The organism is Actinosynnema sp. NPDC020468 (genome assembly GCF_040642015.1).
Taxonomy (GTDB): domain Bacteria; phylum Actinomycetota; class Actinomycetes; order Mycobacteriales; family Pseudonocardiaceae; genus Actinosynnema.
This window is the reverse complement of record NZ_JBFAEO010000014.1, coordinates 72755-91175: the sequence shown is the minus strand read 5'-3', so window position 1 is coordinate 91175 and position 18421 is coordinate 72755. Positions and strand designations below refer to the sequence as shown.

Genomic DNA, 18421 nt, shown 5'->3' with positions numbered 1-18421 from the left:
CCACGCTGCGCGCCGCGTCGTGGGACTTCAGTGCGTCAGGATCTTGCCAAGGAAGTCCTTCGCGCGGTTGGACTTCGGCGCGGAGAAGAAATCCTCCGGCGTGGAGTCCTCGACGATCTCGCCGTCGGCCATGAAGACGACCCGGTCCGCGGCCTTTCGGGCGAACCCCATCTCGTGGGTGACCACGAGCATGGTCATGCCCTCCTTGGCCAGCGTGGTCATCACGTCCAGCACCTCCTGGACCATCTCCGGGTCCAGCGCGGAGGTCGGTTCGTCGAAAAGCATGACCTTGGGACGCATCGCGAGCGCGCGGGCGATCGCCGCGCGCTGCTGCTGACCGCCGGAGAGCTGGGCCGGGAACTTGTCGGCCTGGTTCGCGATGCCCACGCGCTCCAGCAGCTCCATGGCCGTCCGGCGCGCCTCGGCGGCGGGCGTCTTGCGGACCTTCACCGGCGCGAGGGTCACGTTCTCGACAATGCTCTTGTGCGCGAACAGGTTGAACGACTGGAAGACCATGCCGACGTCGGCGCGCAGCCGGGCGAGCTCCCGGCCCTCGGCGGGCAGCGGCTGGCCGTCGACCTCGATGGTGCCGGAGTCGATCGGCTCCAACCGGTTGATCGTGCGGCACAGCGTCGACTTGCCGGACCCCGACGGCCCCAGCACCACGACGACCTGGCCTTTCGGCACCTCCAGCTGCACGCTCTTGAGCACGTGCAGAGGGCCGAAGAACTTGTCCACGCCCGCCATCCGGATCATCGGCGGGGCAGGGGTGGCGGGAGTCATCGAATCCTCCAGGAGGGTTCTCGAGGGATGGCGGAAACCTAGGTGCGCGCCACCACACCAGTCCAGGCGGTTGGGCAAGACTTAGGGTCTCAACTCTGTCACAGGCCGTCGACGTTCCAGGGGAGGGCGCAGGTGCGTGTGTTGTTGGTCGAGGACGACGACCGGGTCGCGGACGCACTGGTGCCGGCCCTGACGCGAAGAGGTTTCACAGTAGACCGGCAGGCCACCGGGCGCGGGACGCTCGACCGGTTGACGGGTGTCGACGTGGTCCTGCTCGACCTGGGCCTGCCCGATGTGGACGGTGTCACGCTGTGCCGCAACATCCGGGCCGCGAGCGACGTGGCGATCATCGTGGTGTCGGCGCGCGGCGAGATCGACGACCGGATCCTCGGCCTGCACGCGGGCGCCGACGACTACCTGGTCAAACCCTACGACGTCGGCGAGCTGGTGGCGCGGGTGCACGCGGTGCGCAGGCGGCGCGGCGACCCGCTCGACCCGCGCGGCGGCGAGGTGATCGAGGTCGCGGACGTGCGGGTGGACCTGGCCCGGCACGAGGTCACCGTGGCGGGCGAGGTGGTCACCCTGGCGCGCAAGGAGTTCCAGGTGTTCGCGCTGATCGCCGCCGCCGGTGGCGCGGTGTGCACCCGGGAGCGCATCCTGCACGAGGTGTGGGGCCGCACCTGGCCGGGCGCGAACCGGACCCTGGATGTGCACGTGGCCACGCTGCGGACCAAGCTCGGCCGCCCGTCGCTGGTGGAGACGGTGCGCGGTGTCGGGTACCGGCTGAACGGGGGCTGACCGGGTGCGGACGCGACTGCTGGGCACCGTCGTCGCGCTGGTCGTGCTGCTGCTCGTCGGCCTCGGGTTCCCGCTGGGGCGCGGGCTGGCCGCGGCGGACCAGCAGGAGGTGTTCCTCGACCGGCTGACCGACACGAGCCGGTTCGCCTCGGTGGCGCAGCGGCCGTTCATCGACGACCAGCCCGACGTGGTGACGAGCGAGCTGAAGCGCTACGAGGAGCTGTACGGCATCAAGGTGGCGCTGCTGAGCCGGGAGAGCGTGGTGGTCGCCTCCTCCTCGCCGGTCGACCTGTCCGCGCCCGCCGTGTCGGACATGGTCGGCGGCGCGCTGGCCGGGCGGCAGCCGAGCGCGCCCGAGCTGTTCATGCCGTGGGACACCGACGACCTGGTGCTGGCCGAGCCGGTGCTGGTGGACGGCGAGGTGCGCGGCGCGGTGGTGACCTTCTCGCCGACCGCGAAGACCCGGACCCGGGTGCTGGTGGCGTGGGGCGTGCTGGTCGGCATCGGGCTGCTGGCGCTGGCGCTCGCGGTGCTCGCCGCGCTGCCGCTGGTGGAGTGGATGCTGCGCCCGGTGCGCCGGCTGGACGAGGCGACCGGCGAGCTGCTGGGCGCCGTGGTGTCCGGCCGGCCGGTGCCGCCGGTGGGCTCGTCGTCGGGACCGCCGGAGCTGCGCCGGCTGTCCCGGTCGTTCGACCAGATGGCCGCCAACGTCACCGACGTGCTGGCCGCGCAACGCGCGTTCGTCGCCGACGCGTCACACCAACTCCGCAACCCGTTGACCGCGCTGAAACTCCGACTGTCCAACCTGGAGGGTCACGTGCTGCCGGACGCGGTCGAGCACCAGACGGCCGCGCTGGAGGAGGCGGACCGGCTCAACCGGATCCTGGACGAACTGCTCGTGCTGGCCCGCGAGGAGTCCGCGTCGGTCGCGCCGGTCGCGGTGGACCTGGACCGGACCGTCGCGGGCAGGCTCACCGCGTGGCAGCCGGCCGCCGCCGCGAAGGGCGTGCACCTGGTGCTGGACGGCGAACCCGGCGGCGCGGTGCTCGCGACCGTGCGCGGCGCGGAGTCGGTGCTGGACGCGTTGTTGGACAACGCGCTCAAGTTCACCGGCGAGGACACCCTGGTGCACGTCGACGTCCGGCGGGGCGACACGGCCGTCACCCTGACCGTGCGCGACGAGGGTCCGGGGTTGCCCGAGGCCGACCTGGAGCGCGCGTTCGACCGGTTCTGGCGCTCGCCCGCGCACCAGAACGTCCAGGGCTCGGGCCTCGGCCTCGCGCTGGTGCGGCAGATCGTGGAACGGGTCGGCGGCTCGGTGCGGCTGAAGGCGCCGGCGGGCGGCGGGCTGACCGTCGTGGTGGTCTACCCGGCCGCGTGAGGACCTACACCTTGGCGTCGCGGTAATAGCGGATCGCGCCGGGGTGCAGCGGCACCGGCGTGGTCTCGATCGCCGAGCGCACCTCGATCGACCGCGCGACCTTGCTGGCCGTCAGCAGGTCGGCCTGCGCCTGGAACAGCCCGCCGGTCAGCGCCTGCGCCACGTCGTCCGACACCTCGTCGTTGACCAGCAGGAAGTTGCGCACCACCAGCGTGATGATCGGGCCGGTGGACAGCTGGTAGGTGGACGCGGGCAGGGTCGCCGACCCGTAGACGGGGAACTTCGCGCGCAGCTTCGGCAGCACGTCGGACAGGTCCAGGATGCGCAACTGCACCTTCGCCGACAGGTCGGTGATCTGCCTGGTCGGGATGCCGCCCGACCAGAAGAACGCGTCCAGCGCGCCCGCCTCCATCGCGGCGACGCTGGCGTTGATGTCGAGCAGTTGCGCGGCGATGTCGGTGACCGGGTCGACGCCGGCCGACGCCAGCACCCGCTCGGCGATCACCTTCGTGCCCGAGGTCTTCGCCCCGACCGACACCCGCAGCCCGCGCAACTCCGCCACCGTGCGCGCCGACAGGTCGGCGCGCACCACGACCTGGGTGTAGTCGTCGTGCATCCGGGCCAGGGCGTACACCCGGTGACCGGTGCCCTCGGCGGCGTCCAGCGTCGTCGCGGCCACGTCGGCCTGCGCGAACCCGACCTGGGCCCGCCCGTCGCGCAGCCGGTCGAGGTTGTCGACCGCGCCCGCGGTCTCCTGCACGTCCACCGCGCCCACGCCGACGTCGCGCACCCACGCCGTGGCCAGCGCCTGGGACAGCGAGTTGTAGACGCCGCCCGCGCTGCCGGCCGCGATCGCCAGTCTGACCTGGCCGAAGTCGGTCGAGCACGCCGTCAGGGCCAGGGCGACGAGGGCCAGCACGACACCCGTCGCGCGCACCCGCAGCAGCGTTACCGACACCCGGGCATCGTCGCACGTCGACGCTCTACCCTGGAGCCGACGGAAGGACAAGGTGCAGTGACCCGCAAATACCAGATCCGCACTTTCGGGTGCCAGATGAACGTGCACGACTCCGAACGCCTCGCCGGGATGCTGGAGGAGGCCGGTTACGCGCCCGCCGGCGCCGACCACGCCCCCGACCTGGTGGTGTTCAACACGTGCGCGGTGCGGGAGAACGCCGACAACAAGCTCTACGGCACGCTGGGGCACCTCGCGCCGGCCAAGACCGCGAACCCGGACATGCAGATCGCGGTCGGCGGCTGCCTCGCGCAGAAGGACCAGGGCGAGATCGTCCGGCGCGCGCCGTGGGTCGACGTGGTGTTCGGCACGCACAACATCGGGTCGCTGCCCGTCCTGCTCGAACGCGCCCGGCACAACCGGGAGGCGCAGGTCGAGATCCTGGACTCCCTGGAGACCTTCCCGTCCACGCTGCCCGCGCGCCGCGACTCGGCCTACTCGGGCTGGGTGTCGGTGTCCGTCGGGTGCAACAACACCTGCACGTTCTGCATCGTCCCGGCGTTGCGCGGCAAGGAGAAGGACCGCCGGCCGGGCGAGGTGCTCGCCGAGGTGCAGGCGCTGGTGGCCGAGGGCGTGCTGGAGGTGACGCTGCTGGGCCAGAACGTCAACTCCTACGGGGTGGAGTTCGGCGACCGGTACGCGTTCGGCAAGCTGCTGCGGGCGTGCGGCGACGTCGACGGGCTGGAGCGCGTGCGGTTCACCTCGCCGCACCCCAAGGACTTCACCGACGACGTGATCACGGCCATGGCCGAGACGCCGAACGTGTGCCACCAGCTGCACATGCCGTTGCAGTCGGGCTCGGACCGGCTGCTCAAGGAGATGCGGCGGTCCTACCGGTCGGCGAAGTACCTGTCGATCCTGGAGAAGGTGCGCGCGGCGATGCCCGACGCGGCGATCACCACCGACATCATCGTGGGCTTCCCCGGCGAGACCGAGGAGGACTTCCAGGCCACCCTCGACGTGGTCCGCGAGTCCCGGTTCAGCAGCGCGTTCACCTTCCAGTACTCCAAGCGCCCCGGCACGCCCGCCGCGTCGCTGCCCGACCAGCTGCCCAAGCAGGTCGTGCAGGAGCGCTACGACCGGTTGGTGGCGCTGGTCAACGACCTGGCGTTCGCGGGGAACCGGGAACAGGTCGGCCGGCGGGTCGAGGTGCTGGTGGCCCGGGGCGAGGGTCGCAAGGACGCGGAGACGCACCGGTTGTCCGGCCGCGCCCGCGACGGGCGCCTGGTGCACTTCACCCCCGGCCCGGCCGCGATCCGACCGGGTGACGTGGTGGAAACCGTGATCACCTACGCCGCGCCGCACAACCTGATCGCGGACGGCGAGGTGCTGTCGCACCGGCGGACCCTCGCGGGCGACCGCTCCGAGGCAGGTGTCACGCCGAAGACGCCCGGTGTGACGCTGGGGCTGCCCTCGTTCGGCCGGCCCGCGCCGCTGCCCGCCGTGACCGGCGGGTGCGCCGTCGGATGAGCGACGAGTTCTCCGGACTGCGCCGCGAGATCGACGAGGTGGCCCGGTCCGCGGCCAGGCGCTTCGACCCCGGTGCCGGCGCGTTGCTGATCGCGGTGGCGGTGCTGGTGGTGCTGGTGTCGTACCTGCTGCCGTGGGTCGGGCCGGACAACGGCCTGAACGTCCTGCTGGGCACCGCGCCCCTGATGCCGAAGGTCTTCTCGTGCGCGGCGCTGGTGTCGGGGGTGCTGCTGCCCGCCCTGACCCTGGCCCTGCGCCGGTGGGCGCTGGCGTGGACGTGCGCCCTGACGGCGTTCGCGACGGCCTTCACCGGCGTCCTGTCGATCTGGACCACCCAAACCACCACCAGCCACCACCCGGGCCCAGGCCCGGGCGCGGGCCTGATCGTGGCGGTCCTGGCGATAGCCGTCCTCCTGGTGAAGTGGCTGAAAATAGCCGCCTCCCGCCCCCACCTGCCCTGACCACCACCGTGCCCGCCTGACGCCCCACGAACGCCCGCATCCGTACTCGGACGCGATCCGAACGCCACGCCACCGCACCGCACCGCACCGCACCGCACCGCACCGGTGAGGATTGTTGAACAATAGAGCCAACCCATCGTTCAACAATCCCCATCGACCGACCTGCCTCCCACCGACGCGCTGACGTATCGTTGAATCATTGAATTGTCCGATCGTTGAACGATCGGACAATTTCCGGACTAACGCGCGAGGGCGTGCCGTCGGGCGGTTCGGCAAGGACGTGCGGAACCAGGTGTCGGCGGGGCGCCAATGCCTGCGGTGCGCTGTCCGGGCGAGGGGCGCTCGGGGTGACTCGGCAGGCGGAGCCGGGCGCGCGGCAGGCCGCCGGGCGTGGAGGAACAGCGCTGAGCAGCCGAAGGCCGCCGAGCGGCGAGAAGAACACCTGGCCCACGATCGCCGCCGGCCAGCCGGAACGCACCGGTGGCGAGAGGCGTTCGCGGTCACTTGGCAGAGGAAGCCAGCGCGCGGCAGGCCGCCGGGCATGGAGGAACAGCGCTGAGCAGCCGAAAGCCGCCGGGCGGCGAGAAGAACACCTGGCCCACGACCGCCCCCCGGGCGGCCGAAATGCACCGGTGGCGATAGGCGTTCGGGGCCACTTGGCAGAGGAAACCGACGCGTGCCAGGCCCGCGCGCGGCAGGCCACCCGGCACGGTGAAAGCCCGCTGGGCAGCCGAAAGCTGCCGGGCGGCGAGAAGGACACCTGGCCCACGACCGCCGCCGGCCAGCCGGAACGCACCGGTAGCGAGAGGCGTTCGCGGTCACTTGGCAGAGGAAACCGACGCGTGGCAGGCCCGCGCTTGGCAGGCCACCCGACACGGGGAAAGCCCGCCGGGCAGCCGAGAGCCGCCGGGAGGTGAGGACTACTGGCCGATGGCGGCCGGCGGGCAGCCGAAGGCCATCGGGCCGTTGAAAGGGCGCCGGGCAGTTGCAAGCCGCCGGCCAGTTGCAGGCCGTCGGGCAGTTGCAGGCCGCCGGGCAGCCGAAAGCACCGGGCGGTGAACGCCAGGCCGTTGAAGGCACCGGGCCGTTGCGAGGTCTCCGCGGCCGGAGTTCGAGCCGGCGGAACCCGGATACGGCGAAGGGCGGGACGCTGGGAGCGCCCCGCCCTTCGACCGGTCACGCACTAGCGGGACGCTACCGCCTGTTCGGCGGCGGCCAGCCATTCGCGCCACTGCTTGGCCTGGGCCTCGGCCTGCTCGGCCCGGCGCTTGTCGCCCGACGCGCGGGCCTTCTCGGCCTGCGCCTCGAACTGCTCCACGCGCTCGCGGAACTGGGCCACGCGGGCCTCGGCCTCCGGGTCGGACCGGCGCCACTGGGCGTCGACCGCGCCGCGCACCTTCTCCTCGATGGAGCGCAGCTTGCCCTCCAGGTCGCGGACCCGCTCGCGCGGCACCTTGCCGATCGCGTCCCAGCGCTCCTGGATCTTGTACAGCTGCGCGCGCGCGGCTTCCAGGTCGTGCGACGGGTCGATGTGCTCGGCCTCGGCGAGCAACTCCTCCTTCAGCTTCGCGTTCGTGGAGAACTCCGCGTCACGCTCGCTGAACGCGTCCGACCGACGCGCGAAGAAGGCGTCCTGCGCCGCCCGGAACCGCTGCCACAGGGCGTCGTCGGCCTCCTTGGGCGCACGCCCGGCGGCCTTCCACTCGACCATGAGGTCCTTGTACCGACCGGCCGTGGGACCCCAGTCGTCGGAGGTGATCAGCCGCTCGGCCTCGTCCACCAACTCCTGCTTGCGGTTCTTCGCCACGCCGCGCTGCCGGTCGAGGTCGGCGAAGTGCGAGCCGCGCCGCCGGTTGAACGCGTCGCGCGCCTTGGAGAACCGCCGCCACAGCTGCTCGTCGGTCTTGCGGTCGACGCCCCGGATGGTCTTCCACTCGTCCAGGATCGTCCGCAGCCGATCGCCGGCCGCCTTCCACTGGGTGGACTCGTTGGCCAGCACCTCGGCCTCTTCGACCAGCTCCAGCTTCCGCGCGCCCGCCGCCGCCCGCGCCTCGTCCTTGGCCGCCTTGGCGGCCTCCAGGCCCTCCTCGGCCTTGACCAGGACGAACTCGACCCGTGCCGCCAACGCCGCCAGGTCGCCGACCACGGCCGCCTCGGCCAGGGACTCCTGGACGTGCTTCGCGCTGGTCAGCGCGTGCTTCGGGTCACCCGCCCCGGACGACAGCCGCGTCACCAGCAGCTCGACCTCGGTGCGGATGTCGTCGAACCGGCGGGCGAAGTGCGCCAGGCCCTCGGCCGGCTCACCCGCCTGCCAGGAGCCGACGGCCCGCTCCCCCTCGGCGGTCTTGACGTAGACGGTGCCGTCCTCGTCCACTCGCCCCCAGCGGTCAGGGTGGTCCGACGCCACGGGGACCGGTGGCGGCGCCGTCACCGGCGTGCTCTCCACCTTGGTCTCCTCGACCACCGCCCCCGCCCCACTGTCGCCAGTGGTTCCCGGTGTCGCCTCGTGCTCCGTCATCGCCGGCTTCCTCCTCGCCTGCCCACTTCGTGGTGCCCGTGCCGACCACGGGCGCCCCGCCTGAAGGCGGGGCCCAGCACCCGGGTACCGCGCGACCTCGTCAGTCCCCAGTACCCCGCGCGCATTCAAACAGGTCAGGGCCGACCTCGGTACTGGTGGTGGCCGATGAGTAGCGTGGATTCCCATGATCTCGCGTGTCGCCGTCGTGCCGCACCCGCCACTTCTCGTTCCCGAACTTGTCACCGGGGCGGTGCCGGAGACCTCGCCCGTCCGGTCGGCCTGCCTTGCCGCAGCACGGGATTTGGCCGCGCACGCGGACGACTGGGTGGCCGTGGCGGCGGACCCCGCCGGGCCGAGCCTCATTCGAGATGTAACAGGTACGTTTCGGGGCTTCGGCGTGGACGTGCCCGTGACGCTGTCCGACACGTCGTCCTCTGTGGAACCCGGGTTGCCGCTCCCGGTTCTCCTCGCCGGGTGGTTGCGGGCGCAGGTCGGCGCGCGCAGCGTGCGCGTCCACCTCGTGCCGCCGGACCTTCCGCTCGCGGACTGCCTGGCGCTGGGCGCGGAACTCGGTCCGGAACGCGCCCTGCTGGTGCTGGGCGACGGGTCGCACCGGCACGGCGAGCAGGCCGTCGGCCGGCCGGACGACCGGGCGGGCGCGTTCGACGAGGGCGTCCGCGCGGCGCTGGCCGCCGCCGATCGGGACGCGCTGGCCGCGCTGGACCCGGTGCTCGCCGCCGAGTTGGGCGCGCGGGGCCGGGCGGCGTGGCAGGTGCTGGCGGGCGTGCCGGGCGACTGGCGGTGCGCGCGGTCGGAGTTCCTGGCCCCCTTCGGGGTCGGGTACCACGTCGCGGTCTGGGAGGCTTGAGCCCGTGAACTCCCCCGTACCCGTCGCCGTCGTCGGACCCACCGCGACCGGCAAGTCCGACCTCGCCGTGCGGCTCGCGCGGGAGCTGGGCGGCGAGGTGGTCAACGCGGACGCCATGCAGCTCTACCGCGGCATGGACATCGGCACCGCCAAGATCACCCCGGACGAGCGCCGCGGCGTGCCGCACCACCTGCTCGACGTGCTGGACGTGACCGAGACAGCGTCGGTGGCGGGCTACCAGCGGGAGGCGCGGGCGGTGCTGGAGAAGCTCCTCGACGCCGGCCGCCCGCCGGTGCTGGTCGGCGGCTCCGGCCTCTACGTGCAGTCGGTGCTGGACGACCTGGTGTTCCCCGGCACCGACGACCGGATCCGGGCGCAGCTGGAGAACGAGCTGACCGTGTTCGGCGCGGAGGTGCTGCACGGCAGGCTGGCCCAGCTGGACCCGGCGGCGGCGCTGGCGATCCTGCCCAGCAACGGCCGGCGGGTGGTGCGCGCGCTGGAGGTCATCGAGCTGACCGGGCGGCCGTTCTCCGCGACCCTGCCGAAACCGGGCCCCGCGCGCTACGGCACGGTGCTCGTCGGCCTGGACCGCGAGGTGTCCGAACTGGACTCCCGGGTCGACGCCAGGGTGACCCGGATGTTCGACGCGGGCCTGGTCGAGGAGGTTGAAAGGCTCGTCGCCGACGGCCTGCGCGAGGGCCGCACCGCCTCCACCGCGCTCGGCTACCAGCAGGTGCTCGCCGCGCTGGAGGGCCGGACGAGCCTCGCCGACGCCGCGACCCTGACCGCGCAGGGCACCCGCCGCTTCGTCCGCCGCCAGCGCTCCTGGTTCCGCCGCGACCGCCGGATCACCTGGTTCGACGCCGGCTCGCCGACCCTGTTCGAGGACGTCCTGGCCCACGTCCGCCGGTAGTCGCACACGTGCAACCGGTCCTGCGTGCGTGCACGTACGCTGGTGGGCGTGGGGATCGAGTTTCTGAAGGGCCACGGCACCGAGAACGACTTCGTGCTGCTGCCCGACCCGGAGGGCCTGCTGGACCTGACCGAGGAGCGCGTGCGCGCGCTCTGCGACCGGCAGCGGGGTCTGGGCGCGGACGGCGTGCTGCGGGTCGTGCGGCCCGACCTGGGCCCGTGGTTCATGGACTACCGCAACGCCGACGGCTCGATCGCCGAGATGTGCGGCAACGGCGCGCGGGTGTTCGCGCACTACCTGGTCGAGGAGGGCCTGGCGCCGGCGGGCGAGTTCGTCATCGGCACCCGGGGAGGCCAGCGCGAGGTGACCGCGCACGGCGACGGCACCGTCACCCTCGACATGGGCCCGGCCCGGGTCACCGGCACGTCGACCGCGTCGGTCGGCGGCGTGGTGTTCCCCGGTGTCGCGGTGGACGTCGGCAACCCGCACCTGGCCTGCGTGACGACCACCCCGGTCGCCGGCCTGGATCTCAGCGCGCAGCCCGGCTACGACCCGGCCGTGTTCCCCCACGGGGTGAACGTGGAACTCGTGAACGTGCTGGGCGACGGCGCGCTGCGGATGCGCGTCCACGAACGCGGAGTGGGTGAAACCCGGTCGTGCGGCACCGGCACCGTCGCCGCGGTCGCCTCCTGGCTGCACGGCGAGGGCCGGCACACCGGCAAGGCCACTGTGGACGTCCTCGGTGGACAGGTGACCGTGGTGGTCGAGGAGCAGACCAGCACACTGACCGGTCCGGCCGTGCTCGTCGCGCGCGGCGAGCTCGACCAGGCGTGGTGGGACGCGATCAAGCCCGACTAGAGCCCGTAGGCCTCCAGCTTCCCCAGTCGATCCACCGACACCACCTCGGGCTGCGACGTCGGCGCGGTGCAGCACACGAGCGTGTCCCGGACCACGGCCACGGCGAAGCACGGCTGGCTGGTCTCCACCCGGCGCGCCACGCGCCCGTCCACGACCAGGAACGCCGCGGCCTGGAGTGCCGGCGCGACCCACACGCCGTCCTCGTGCACCGCGATGCCGTCCGGCGCGACGCCGTGCCCGCGCAGGTCGGCCCACACCCGCCGGCCGGACAGCGACCCGTCGGCGGCCACGTCGAACGCGGTCAGCCCGAACGCCAACGTCTCGGCCACCACCAGGGTGTCGCCGAGGAAGCCCATGCCGTTGGGGAACGCCAGGTCCTCGCACACCACCGACACCGCGCCGGTGGGCGACACCAGCGCGAGCGCGGCGGTGGGCGGCCGGTAGTCGGGCGCGAGCAGTGCCGCCTCACCCCGCGCGGCGATCACGCCGTGCAGGTCGAAGCCGAAGTTGCCCACGTACGCCCGGCCGGCCGCGTCGACCAGCATGTCGTTGGCGTGGAACGTCGCGACGCCGCCCAGGTCGGCGTGCTCGACCAGGCCGCCGGGTTCCAGCCGCAGCACGCGCCGGTCCCGCATCGACACCACGAGCAGGCGGCCGTCGGGCAGCCAGCCCAGCCCCGAGGGTTGGCCCGGCACCGTGCAGACGACCTCCTCCACTCCCGTGGAGAGGTCGAACGCGCGCACCTCGTGGTCGTAGAAGTCGGAGTAGTACAGCCGCCCGTCGGGGCCCTGGCGCGGTCCGTCGCCGAACCGGATCCCGGTGTGCAGCACGGTGGTGTCGACCATGGCGGTCGACGCTAGCGACCGCCGGGCGGTCCCGCTCACCGCGGCGGCGAGGCTCACACCGGCAGGGCCTCGGGCCGGCGCAGCGGCGAGAAGACCACCCAGAGCACCGCGAGCACCTGGCCGACCGAGCCGATCCACAGCGTCGGCACCACGCCCGCCTGCCCGCCCAGGAGTCCGCCGACCAGGCCGCCCAGCGGCAGCGCGCCCCAGACCACGAAGCGGATGCTCGCGTTCATCCGGCCGAGCAGGTGGTCCGGGCAGATCTCCTGGCGGTAGCTGACCTGGGCGATGTTGTAGACCACCGCGCCGTAGGAGCTCGCGCCCATCGCGACCACCACGAACGCGAGCCGCCAGTCCCGCTCGGCGAGCGGGAGCAGCAGCAGGAACGGCTGGGTCACCAGCATCGACAGCCAGACCACGCGCAGCCGGCCGAACCGGGTGTTCCACCAGGTCGCGGTCAGCGCCGCGAGCACGCCGCCGACGCCCGCCGCGCTGAGCAGCAGGCCCACCACGCCCTCCGCCAGGTCGAGCACCCGGATCAGGAACACCACCTCGACGGCCGCGACCACGCCGTTGAAGAAGTTGGACGTGCCGGTGCACCCGACGATCGCGCGCAACCCGGCGTTGCCGAACACGAACCGCAACCCCTCGCGGATCTCGGCGACCAGCCCGGTGCGCCCGGCGGCGCTCGGCGCGGTCTCCTCGGTGCGGATGCGCAGCAGGAACAGCGCCGAGCACAGGTAACCGACGCCGGTGGCCAGCACGCCGTTCGCCGCGCCGACCAGCTGGGCGATCCCGCCCGCCGCGGCCGGTCCGGACACCGACGCCACCGACTGGCTGGCGGTGAGCTTGGAGTTGCCCTCGACCAGCTGGTCCCGGCCGACCAGCGCGGGCAGGTAGGACTGGTAGGCGATGTCGAACAGCACCGTCGCCGCGCCGACCAGCAGCGCGACCACCAGCAGGTGGCCCAGGGTCAGCACGCCGAGCCACCACGCGACCGGCACGGACAGCAGCAGCGCGGCGCGGGTGAGGTCGGCGGCGAGCATCACCGGGCGGCGGCGCAGCCGGTCGACCCACACGCCCGCGGGCAGCCCGATGAGCAGGAACGCGGCCGTGCTCGCGGCGGAGAGCAACCCCATCTGGAACGGCGTGGCGGCGAGCGTGCCGACCGCGAGCAGGGGCAGCACCGTGGTCCCGATGGTGGCGCCGAACTGGCTGACGGTGTCGCCTGCCCACAGCAGGCGGAAGTCTCGATGCGACCAGAGTGACACGCCGGGCAGTGTCGCCCAAGTGATTGGAAAGTGTCAATCACTCAGGTGGCACGGCCTAGGATGGGCGGGTGCCACGACGGAGCGCGACCGAGGTCGAAGCCGCCGCCCTGGGCTCGGCGGTCCGGTTGCGGATCATCCGGCTCACCTACGACCGCGCGCTGACCAACAAGGAGCTGGCGCGGCGGCTGGGCCGGGACCCGGCGACGACGTTGCACCACGTCCGCAAGCTCGTCGCCGCGGGCTTCCTGGAGCCGCAGGAGCCGCGCGCGGGCAACCGGGGCGCGAAGGAGATCCCGTACCGGTCGACGGGCCTGTCCTGGCAGCTGGACCAGGACGCCGACGGGCCAGAGCTGCGGGAGGCGATGCTCCAGGCGTTCCTGGCCGAGGTCGCCGAGGTCGACCAGGCGGAGCTGCACCAGACCCGGTTGGTGACCCGGGTCGACCCCGAGGAACTGAAACGGCGCCTCCAAGCGTTGTTCGATGAGCTGGCCGCCGAACCGGACGACCCCCAGGGGAAGCGTGTGGCGATGTACCTCGCGGTCTACCCGCAGGATTAACCACTCGGCCGCACCGGCGGGACGTGGGACGATGAAGGGCAAATGACGGAAAACGCGTACAACGGAAACGAGCGGCTCGACGTCGACGACGAGCTGTCCACCGGCGAGCTGGCTCTCGCCGACCGCGCCGCGCTGCGCCGCGTCGCCGGGTTGTCCACCGAGCTCGAGGACGTCACCGAGGTCGAGTACCGGCAGCTCCGCCTGGAGCGGGTCGTGCTCGTCGGCGTGTGGACCGAGGGCACGGCGGCCGACTCGGACGCCTCGCTCGCGGAGCTGGCGCTGCTCGCCGAGACGGCGGGCTCCGAGGTGCTCGAGGGCCTCGTGCAGCGCCGCGACCGGCCGGATCCGGCGACCTACATCGGCTCGGGCAAGGTGACCGAGCTGCGCGACGTGGTGATCGCCACGGGCGCGGACACGGTGGTCTGCGACGGTGAGCTGTCACCCGGCCAGCTGCGGCAGCTGGAGGAGAAGCTCAAGGTCAAGGTGGTCGACCGGACCGCGCTGATCCTGGACATCTTCGCCCAGCACGCGTCCTCCAAGGAGGGCAAGGCGCAGGTCGAGCTGGCCCAGTTGCAGTACCTGCTCCCCCGCCTGCGCGGCTGGGGCGAGTCGCTGTCCCGGCAGGCCGGTGGTCGCGCGGGCGGCGGCAACGGCGGCGTGGGTCTGCGCGGTCCCGGTGAGACGAAGCTCGAGACCGACCGCCGGCGGATCCGCGCGCGGATCTCCAAGCTGCGCCGCGAGATCGCCGCGATGAGCGTGATCCGGGACACCAAGCGCAGCCGGCGGATCGAGAACGCGGTGCCGAACGTGGCGATCGCGGGCTACACGAACGCGGGCAAGTCCAGCCTGCTCAACGCGCTGACCGGCGCGGGGGTGCTGGTGGAGGACGCGCTGTTCGCCACCCTCGACCCGACCACCCGGCGCACGCAGACGCCCGAGGGCCTGCCCTACACGCTGACCGACACCGTCGGCTTCGTGCGGCACCTGCCGCACCAGCTGGTCGAGGCGTTCCGGTCGACGCTGGAGGAGGTCGCGGACGCCGACCTGCTGCTGCACGTCGTGGACGGCTCGGACGGCATGCCGGAGAAGCAGGTCACGGCGGTGCGCGAGGTGATCTCGGAGATCTCCTCCCGGCGCGACGACCCGATGCCGCTCGAGCTGCTCGTGGTGAACAAGATCGACGCGGTGGGCGAGCTGGGCCTGGCCCGGCTGCGGCACCTGTTCCCGACGGCGGTGTTCGTGTCCGCGCACACCGGCGAGGGCATCGAGGAGCTGCGCGAGCGGGTGGCGACGATGACGCCGCGGCCGGAGGTCGTGGTCGAGGCGCTGGTGCCGTACGCGCGCGGCGAGGTCGTGGCCCGCGTGCACCGGGAGGGCGAGGTGCTCAAGGAGCGGCACACCGAGGAGGGCACCGAGTTGTCCGCCCGGGTGCGCCGCGACCTGGCGAGCGTGCTGGAGCAGTTCGCCGTGAACGGAAGCCACGCCTGAGTTGTTGCCACTGGTGATGGCCGTCGTGGTGGCGGCCGGTTCCGCGGTGGCGGGCCCGGTCGTCACGACGGTGTGCCAGGTGTCCGACCCGGTGCTGGAGGAGCTGTCCGGGCTCGCCTCCGACGGCACGTCGTGGTTCGCGGTGAACGACAGCGACGACGGCGCGGTGCGGGTCCAGGTGCTCGACCGGTCGTGCGCGGTGACGCGGACGATCACCGGTGGGGCCGACCCGTACGACGTGGAGGACCTGGCGCTCGCGCCCGACGGCACGCTGTGGCTGGCCGACATCGGCGACAACCAGCGCCGGCGGCCGACCGTGGCGCTGCACGCGCTCGCGCCCGACGGCGGCTCGCGGTTGTACCGGTTCACCTACCCGGACGGCGCGCACGACGCCGAGGCGCTGCTGCTCGACGCGGCCGGCACGCCGTACGTGGTGACCAAGGAGGCCATCGGGTCGCCGCTGGTCTACCGGCCCGTGTCGGCGCCGGTGGAGGACGGCACGGTGGCGCTGGAGCAGGTGGCGAAGCTGTCCGTCGGCGGCACGGACACCCCCGGCGGGCCGATCAAGAGCGCCGTGGTGACGAGGGTGGTCACCGGTGGCGCGATGTCCCGCGACGGGCGGGTCGCGGCCGTGCGCACCTACACGGACGCCTACCTGTACCCGGTGCCCGACGGCGACCTGGTGAAGGCGCTGAAGGGCGACCCGGTGCGGATCCCGCTCGCGGACGAGAAGCAGGGCGAGGCGCTGGCGTTCGAGCCGGACGGCTCGCTGCTCTCGGCGGGCGAGTTCGGCGACGGCGGCACGAGCTCACCGGTCCGGTCGGTGTCCGGCGCGGAGGCGCTGGCACTGCCCGCGCCGCCCACGACCACGACCACCCCGCCACCCGCCGCCGCGCCGACGTCGACCACCCCGGAGGGCGGTTCCGCGCCGATCTGGCCGGTGCTCGCGGGTGGCGTCGCGGTGCTCGGGCTGGTCGCGCTGCTGGTGCGCCGGACCCGTCGCCGCTAGAGGCGGCGCAGGACCGCCACGACCTTGCCCAGGATGGACGCCTCGTCGCCCAGGATGGGCTCGTAGGCGGCGTTGTGCGGCATCAGCCACACGTGGTCGTCGCGGCGCTTGAACGTCTTGACGGTCGCCTCGCCGTCGATCATGGCGGCCACCACGTCGCCGTTGTCGGCGGTGGGCTGCTGGCGCACCACGACCCAGTCCCCGTCGGTGATCGCGGCGTCGACCATCGAGTCGCCGACCACCTTGAGCAGGAACACCTCGCCCTCGCCGACCAGGTCGCGCGGCAGCGGGAAGACGTCCTCGATGGACTCCTCGGCCAGGATCGGGCCGCCGGCCGCGATCCGGCCCAGCATCGGCACGTACGCGGGCGTCGGCTTGGACGCCGGGTCGAGGCCGGTCACGATCTCCGTCGGCAGCACGCCCACCGCGCGCGGGCGGTTCGGGTCGCGGCGCAGGAAACCCTTGCGCTCCAGGGCGCGCAGCTGGTGCGCGACCGACGACGTGGAGGTCAGGCCGACCGCCTCGCCGATCTCGCGCACGCTGGGCGGGTAGCCGAACCGGTCCAGCCAGTCCCGGATCACGTCGAGCACCTTGCGCTGGCGCAGCGTCAGGCCCGCGTTGCCCGCGATGTCCGCCGGTTCGGGGGCGGAGGGCGCATCGGTGCGCGGGTTCTCGTCGGTCTTGCGTGCCACGGTGCTTCCTCCTCACCGGTCCCGATCGCCCAGGCCGGCTCTCCGTCGATCTTCGAATGACGACGGTAGTCGCACTCCGTGTCCAGATCAAACACCTGTTCGAAGTAAACCTCGGCGTGTCCTTCCGGATCGGCCGACCGAAGTGGTAGACATTCGCACGGGCGTTCGATCGAACGCCTGTTCGAAAATGATCTTCTGACCTGCGCGTGGAGGACGTCATGGCGGTGGTGATAGGCACCCGGAACAGCTTCGAACTGGTGGACGGCGCGGGCGTCGAGGACGTCGCCCTCGGAGGCGCGTTGCGCCCGGGTCCCCGCGTGCTGCGCCGTTTCGAGGTCAGGGACCGCCGCCCGGCGACGCGCCTGCCCGCGGCGACCGCGCCCGCCTCCCTGGAGTCCACCACGTGCGAGGCCCGCCCGCGCGTCCACCCGGTGGTCCGCTTCGCGGTCCAGGCACTGCTCTCCGCGGCCGTCTGCGCGGCGCTCGCGCTGGTCTACCTGTTCGGTTCGGGCGCCCTGACGGTCCCCGAACGCACCAACGTCACCTACGTCCAGGTGGGCGAAACGCTCGAGGACGTCGCGGTCCGCAGCGCGCCCGGTCACGACCCCGACGCGGTGGCCGACCGGATCAGGTCCCTCAACCACCTCCGGAGCGACGCGATCGTCCCCGGCCAGGCGCTGACCGTCCCCGACGGCCGCTGACCCGCCGCCCGCGTAGCGCACGACGCGCGCGCCGGCCGCACCCCCTCCCCCGCACGCCGGTGGTCGCACGACGGCACACTGTGCACCCGACGGCACCCGGACGACGTCCGACGGCCCGTCGCCGACCCCCACGCGTGACCGCACTGTTGCGGACAGTTTTTCTTGACCCGATCGGGTCCCGGACGGCGCGTCCGAGTTGCGAGCCGTAGTGCCGAAGGCATAGGTTCACCCCTACATCTAGTGGTTACACCGTTGTAGTTAGTCCACAGGTTGGGGTATTCCCCACCGGTGCGGCTGACGCGATGGGTGCCGCGCCGGGGAGGGGTGGGCTGCGTGCGATGTCCGTTCTGTCGGAATTCCGACTCACGCGTCGTGGACTCCCGCGAGGTGGACGAGGGTCAGGCCATCCGCCGCCGGCGATCCTGCTCGGGCTGCGGCCGCCGGTTCACCACGGTCGAGGAGGCGGTGCTCGCGGTGGTGAAGCGCTCCGGCGTCACGGAGCCGTTCAGCCGCGACAAGGTCGTCACCGGCGTCCGGCGCGCCTGCCAGGGCCGCCCGGTCGACGAGGACGCGTTCCACCTGCTCGCCCAGCGCGTCGAGGAGTCCATCCGCTCGACCGGCTGCGCCGAGATACCGAGCCACGAGGTCGGCCTCGCGATCCTCGGACCGCTGCGCGACCTGGACGAGGTGGCCTACCTGCGGTTCGCCAGCGTCTACCGGTCCTACTCGTCCGTCGAGGACTTCGAGAAGGAGATCGCGGACCTGCGCGACGCGCGGCGCGACTAGATCCACA

General features: G+C 72.7%; 18 protein-coding genes. 12 read left to right on the top strand and 6 right to left on the bottom strand.

The window, feature by feature from the left end:
• Window positions 1-27 precede the first annotated feature (27 nt).
• On the bottom strand, window positions 28-756 hold the full coding sequence (locus AB0G50_RS13010; RefSeq protein WP_360106592.1) for an amino acid ABC transporter ATP-binding protein: 729 nt from the start codon (window positions 754-756) through the stop codon (window positions 28-30).
• A 159-nt stretch (window positions 757-915) separates the two neighbouring features.
• Here AB0G50_RS13010 and AB0G50_RS13005 point away from each other — a divergent pair, with 159 nt between their 5' ends.
• A complete protein-coding gene (locus tag AB0G50_RS13005; protein ID WP_360106383.1) occupies window positions 916-1581 on the top strand; it encodes a response regulator transcription factor in 666 nt (221 codons plus the stop codon).
• Between the two features lie 4 nt (window positions 1582-1585).
• The gene (locus AB0G50_RS13000) at window positions 1586-2962 is read left to right on the top strand and encodes a HAMP domain-containing sensor histidine kinase (protein ID WP_360106380.1); all 1377 of its coding nucleotides are present in this window, start codon (window positions 1586-1588) and stop codon (window positions 2960-2962) included.
• A gap of 4 nt (window positions 2963-2966) precedes the next feature.
• On the opposite strand, the gene AB0G50_RS12995 is transcribed toward AB0G50_RS13000, so the two are convergent.
• Window positions 2967-3920, bottom strand: a complete 954-nt coding sequence (locus AB0G50_RS12995; RefSeq protein ID WP_360106377.1) for a TAXI family TRAP transporter solute-binding subunit — start codon at window positions 3918-3920, stop codon at window positions 2967-2969.
• A 57-nt stretch (window positions 3921-3977) separates the two neighbouring features.
• Here AB0G50_RS12995 and miaB point away from each other — a divergent pair, with 57 nt between their 5' ends.
• Window positions 3978-5447, top strand: coding sequence for a tRNA (N6-isopentenyl adenosine(37)-C2)-methylthiotransferase MiaB (miaB, locus tag AB0G50_RS12990; protein ID WP_360106374.1), 1470 nt, complete (start codon window positions 3978-3980; stop codon window positions 5445-5447).
• Window positions 5444-5908: a hypothetical protein gene (locus AB0G50_RS12985; protein WP_360106371.1), complete on the top strand. Its 465-nt coding sequence runs from the start codon at window positions 5444-5446 to the stop codon at window positions 5906-5908. The genes miaB and AB0G50_RS12985 overlap by 4 nt, the downstream gene beginning before the upstream one ends.
• Window positions 5909-7091: 1183 nt before the next feature.
• Here AB0G50_RS12985 and AB0G50_RS12980 read toward each other — a convergent pair.
• Window positions 7092-8426: a DUF349 domain-containing protein gene (locus AB0G50_RS12980; RefSeq protein ID WP_360106368.1), complete on the bottom strand. Its 1335-nt coding sequence runs from the start codon at window positions 8424-8426 to the stop codon at window positions 7092-7094.
• Window positions 8427-8823: 397 nt separating this feature from the next.
• Between AB0G50_RS12980 and AB0G50_RS12975 the strand changes: the two genes are divergently transcribed.
• From AB0G50_RS12975 to dapF, 3 genes are read left to right on the top strand one after another with little or no spacing between them, the layout of a single operon-like run.
• Window positions 8824-9294 carry a hypothetical protein gene (locus tag AB0G50_RS12975; protein ID WP_360106365.1) on the top strand — a complete coding sequence of 157 codons (471 nt, stop codon included), beginning with the start codon at window positions 8824-8826 and terminating at the stop codon, window positions 9292-9294.
• 4 nt (window positions 9295-9298) lie between these two features.
• Window positions 9299-10207 (top strand): tRNA (adenosine(37)-N6)-dimethylallyltransferase MiaA, encoded by a 909-nt coding sequence (gene miaA, locus AB0G50_RS12970; RefSeq protein ID WP_360106362.1) that lies wholly within the window; start codon window positions 9299-9301, stop codon window positions 10205-10207.
• 42 nt (window positions 10208-10249) lie between these two features.
• Complete coding sequence (gene dapF / locus AB0G50_RS12965; RefSeq protein WP_360106589.1) at window positions 10250-11065, top strand: diaminopimelate epimerase; 816 nt, start codon at window positions 10250-10252, stop codon at window positions 11063-11065.
• Here dapF and AB0G50_RS12960 read toward each other — a convergent pair.
• Window positions 11062-11910, bottom strand: a complete 849-nt coding sequence (locus AB0G50_RS12960) for an SMP-30/gluconolactonase/LRE family protein (protein ID WP_360106359.1) — start codon at window positions 11908-11910, stop codon at window positions 11062-11064. The two genes, dapF and AB0G50_RS12960, sit on opposite strands and share 4 nt — an antisense overlap.
• Window positions 11911-11963: 53 nt before the next feature.
• On the bottom strand, window positions 11964-13190 hold the full coding sequence (locus AB0G50_RS12955; protein WP_360106586.1) for an MFS transporter: 1227 nt from the start codon (window positions 13188-13190) through the stop codon (window positions 11964-11966).
• A 59-nt stretch (window positions 13191-13249) separates the two neighbouring features.
• Between AB0G50_RS12955 and AB0G50_RS12950 the strand changes: the two genes are divergently transcribed.
• From AB0G50_RS12950 to AB0G50_RS12940, 3 genes are read left to right on the top strand one after another with little or no spacing between them, the layout of a single operon-like run.
• Window positions 13250-13738 carry a winged helix-turn-helix domain-containing protein gene (locus AB0G50_RS12950; protein ID WP_360106356.1) on the top strand — a complete coding sequence of 163 codons (489 nt, stop codon included), beginning with the start codon at window positions 13250-13252 and terminating at the stop codon, window positions 13736-13738.
• 42 nt (window positions 13739-13780) lie between these two features.
• Complete coding sequence (gene hflX, locus AB0G50_RS12945; RefSeq protein ID WP_360106353.1) at window positions 13781-15226, top strand: GTPase HflX; 1446 nt, start codon at window positions 13781-13783, stop codon at window positions 15224-15226.
• Window positions 15227-15239: 13 nt separating this feature from the next.
• A complete protein-coding gene (locus AB0G50_RS12940; protein ID WP_360106583.1) occupies window positions 15240-16235 on the top strand; it encodes a hypothetical protein in 996 nt (331 codons plus the stop codon).
• Here the strand turns inward: AB0G50_RS12940 and lexA are convergent.
• Window positions 16232-16864 (bottom strand): transcriptional repressor LexA, encoded by a 633-nt coding sequence (lexA, locus tag AB0G50_RS12935; RefSeq protein ID WP_360106580.1) that lies wholly within the window; start codon window positions 16862-16864, stop codon window positions 16232-16234. The genes AB0G50_RS12940 and lexA overlap by 4 nt on opposite strands.
• A 281-nt stretch (window positions 16865-17145) precedes the next feature.
• Here lexA and AB0G50_RS12930 point away from each other — a divergent pair, with 281 nt between their 5' ends.
• Both AB0G50_RS12930 and nrdR read left to right on the top strand, forming a co-directional pair.
• Window positions 17146-17628, top strand: coding sequence for a LysM peptidoglycan-binding domain-containing protein (locus AB0G50_RS12930; protein WP_360106350.1), 483 nt, complete (start codon window positions 17146-17148; stop codon window positions 17626-17628).
• Window positions 17629-17961: 333 nt separating this feature from the next.
• A complete protein-coding gene (nrdR, locus tag AB0G50_RS12925) occupies window positions 17962-18414 on the top strand; it encodes a transcriptional regulator NrdR (RefSeq protein WP_360106347.1) in 453 nt (150 codons plus the stop codon).
• Window positions 18415-18421: the final 7 nt, after the last annotated feature.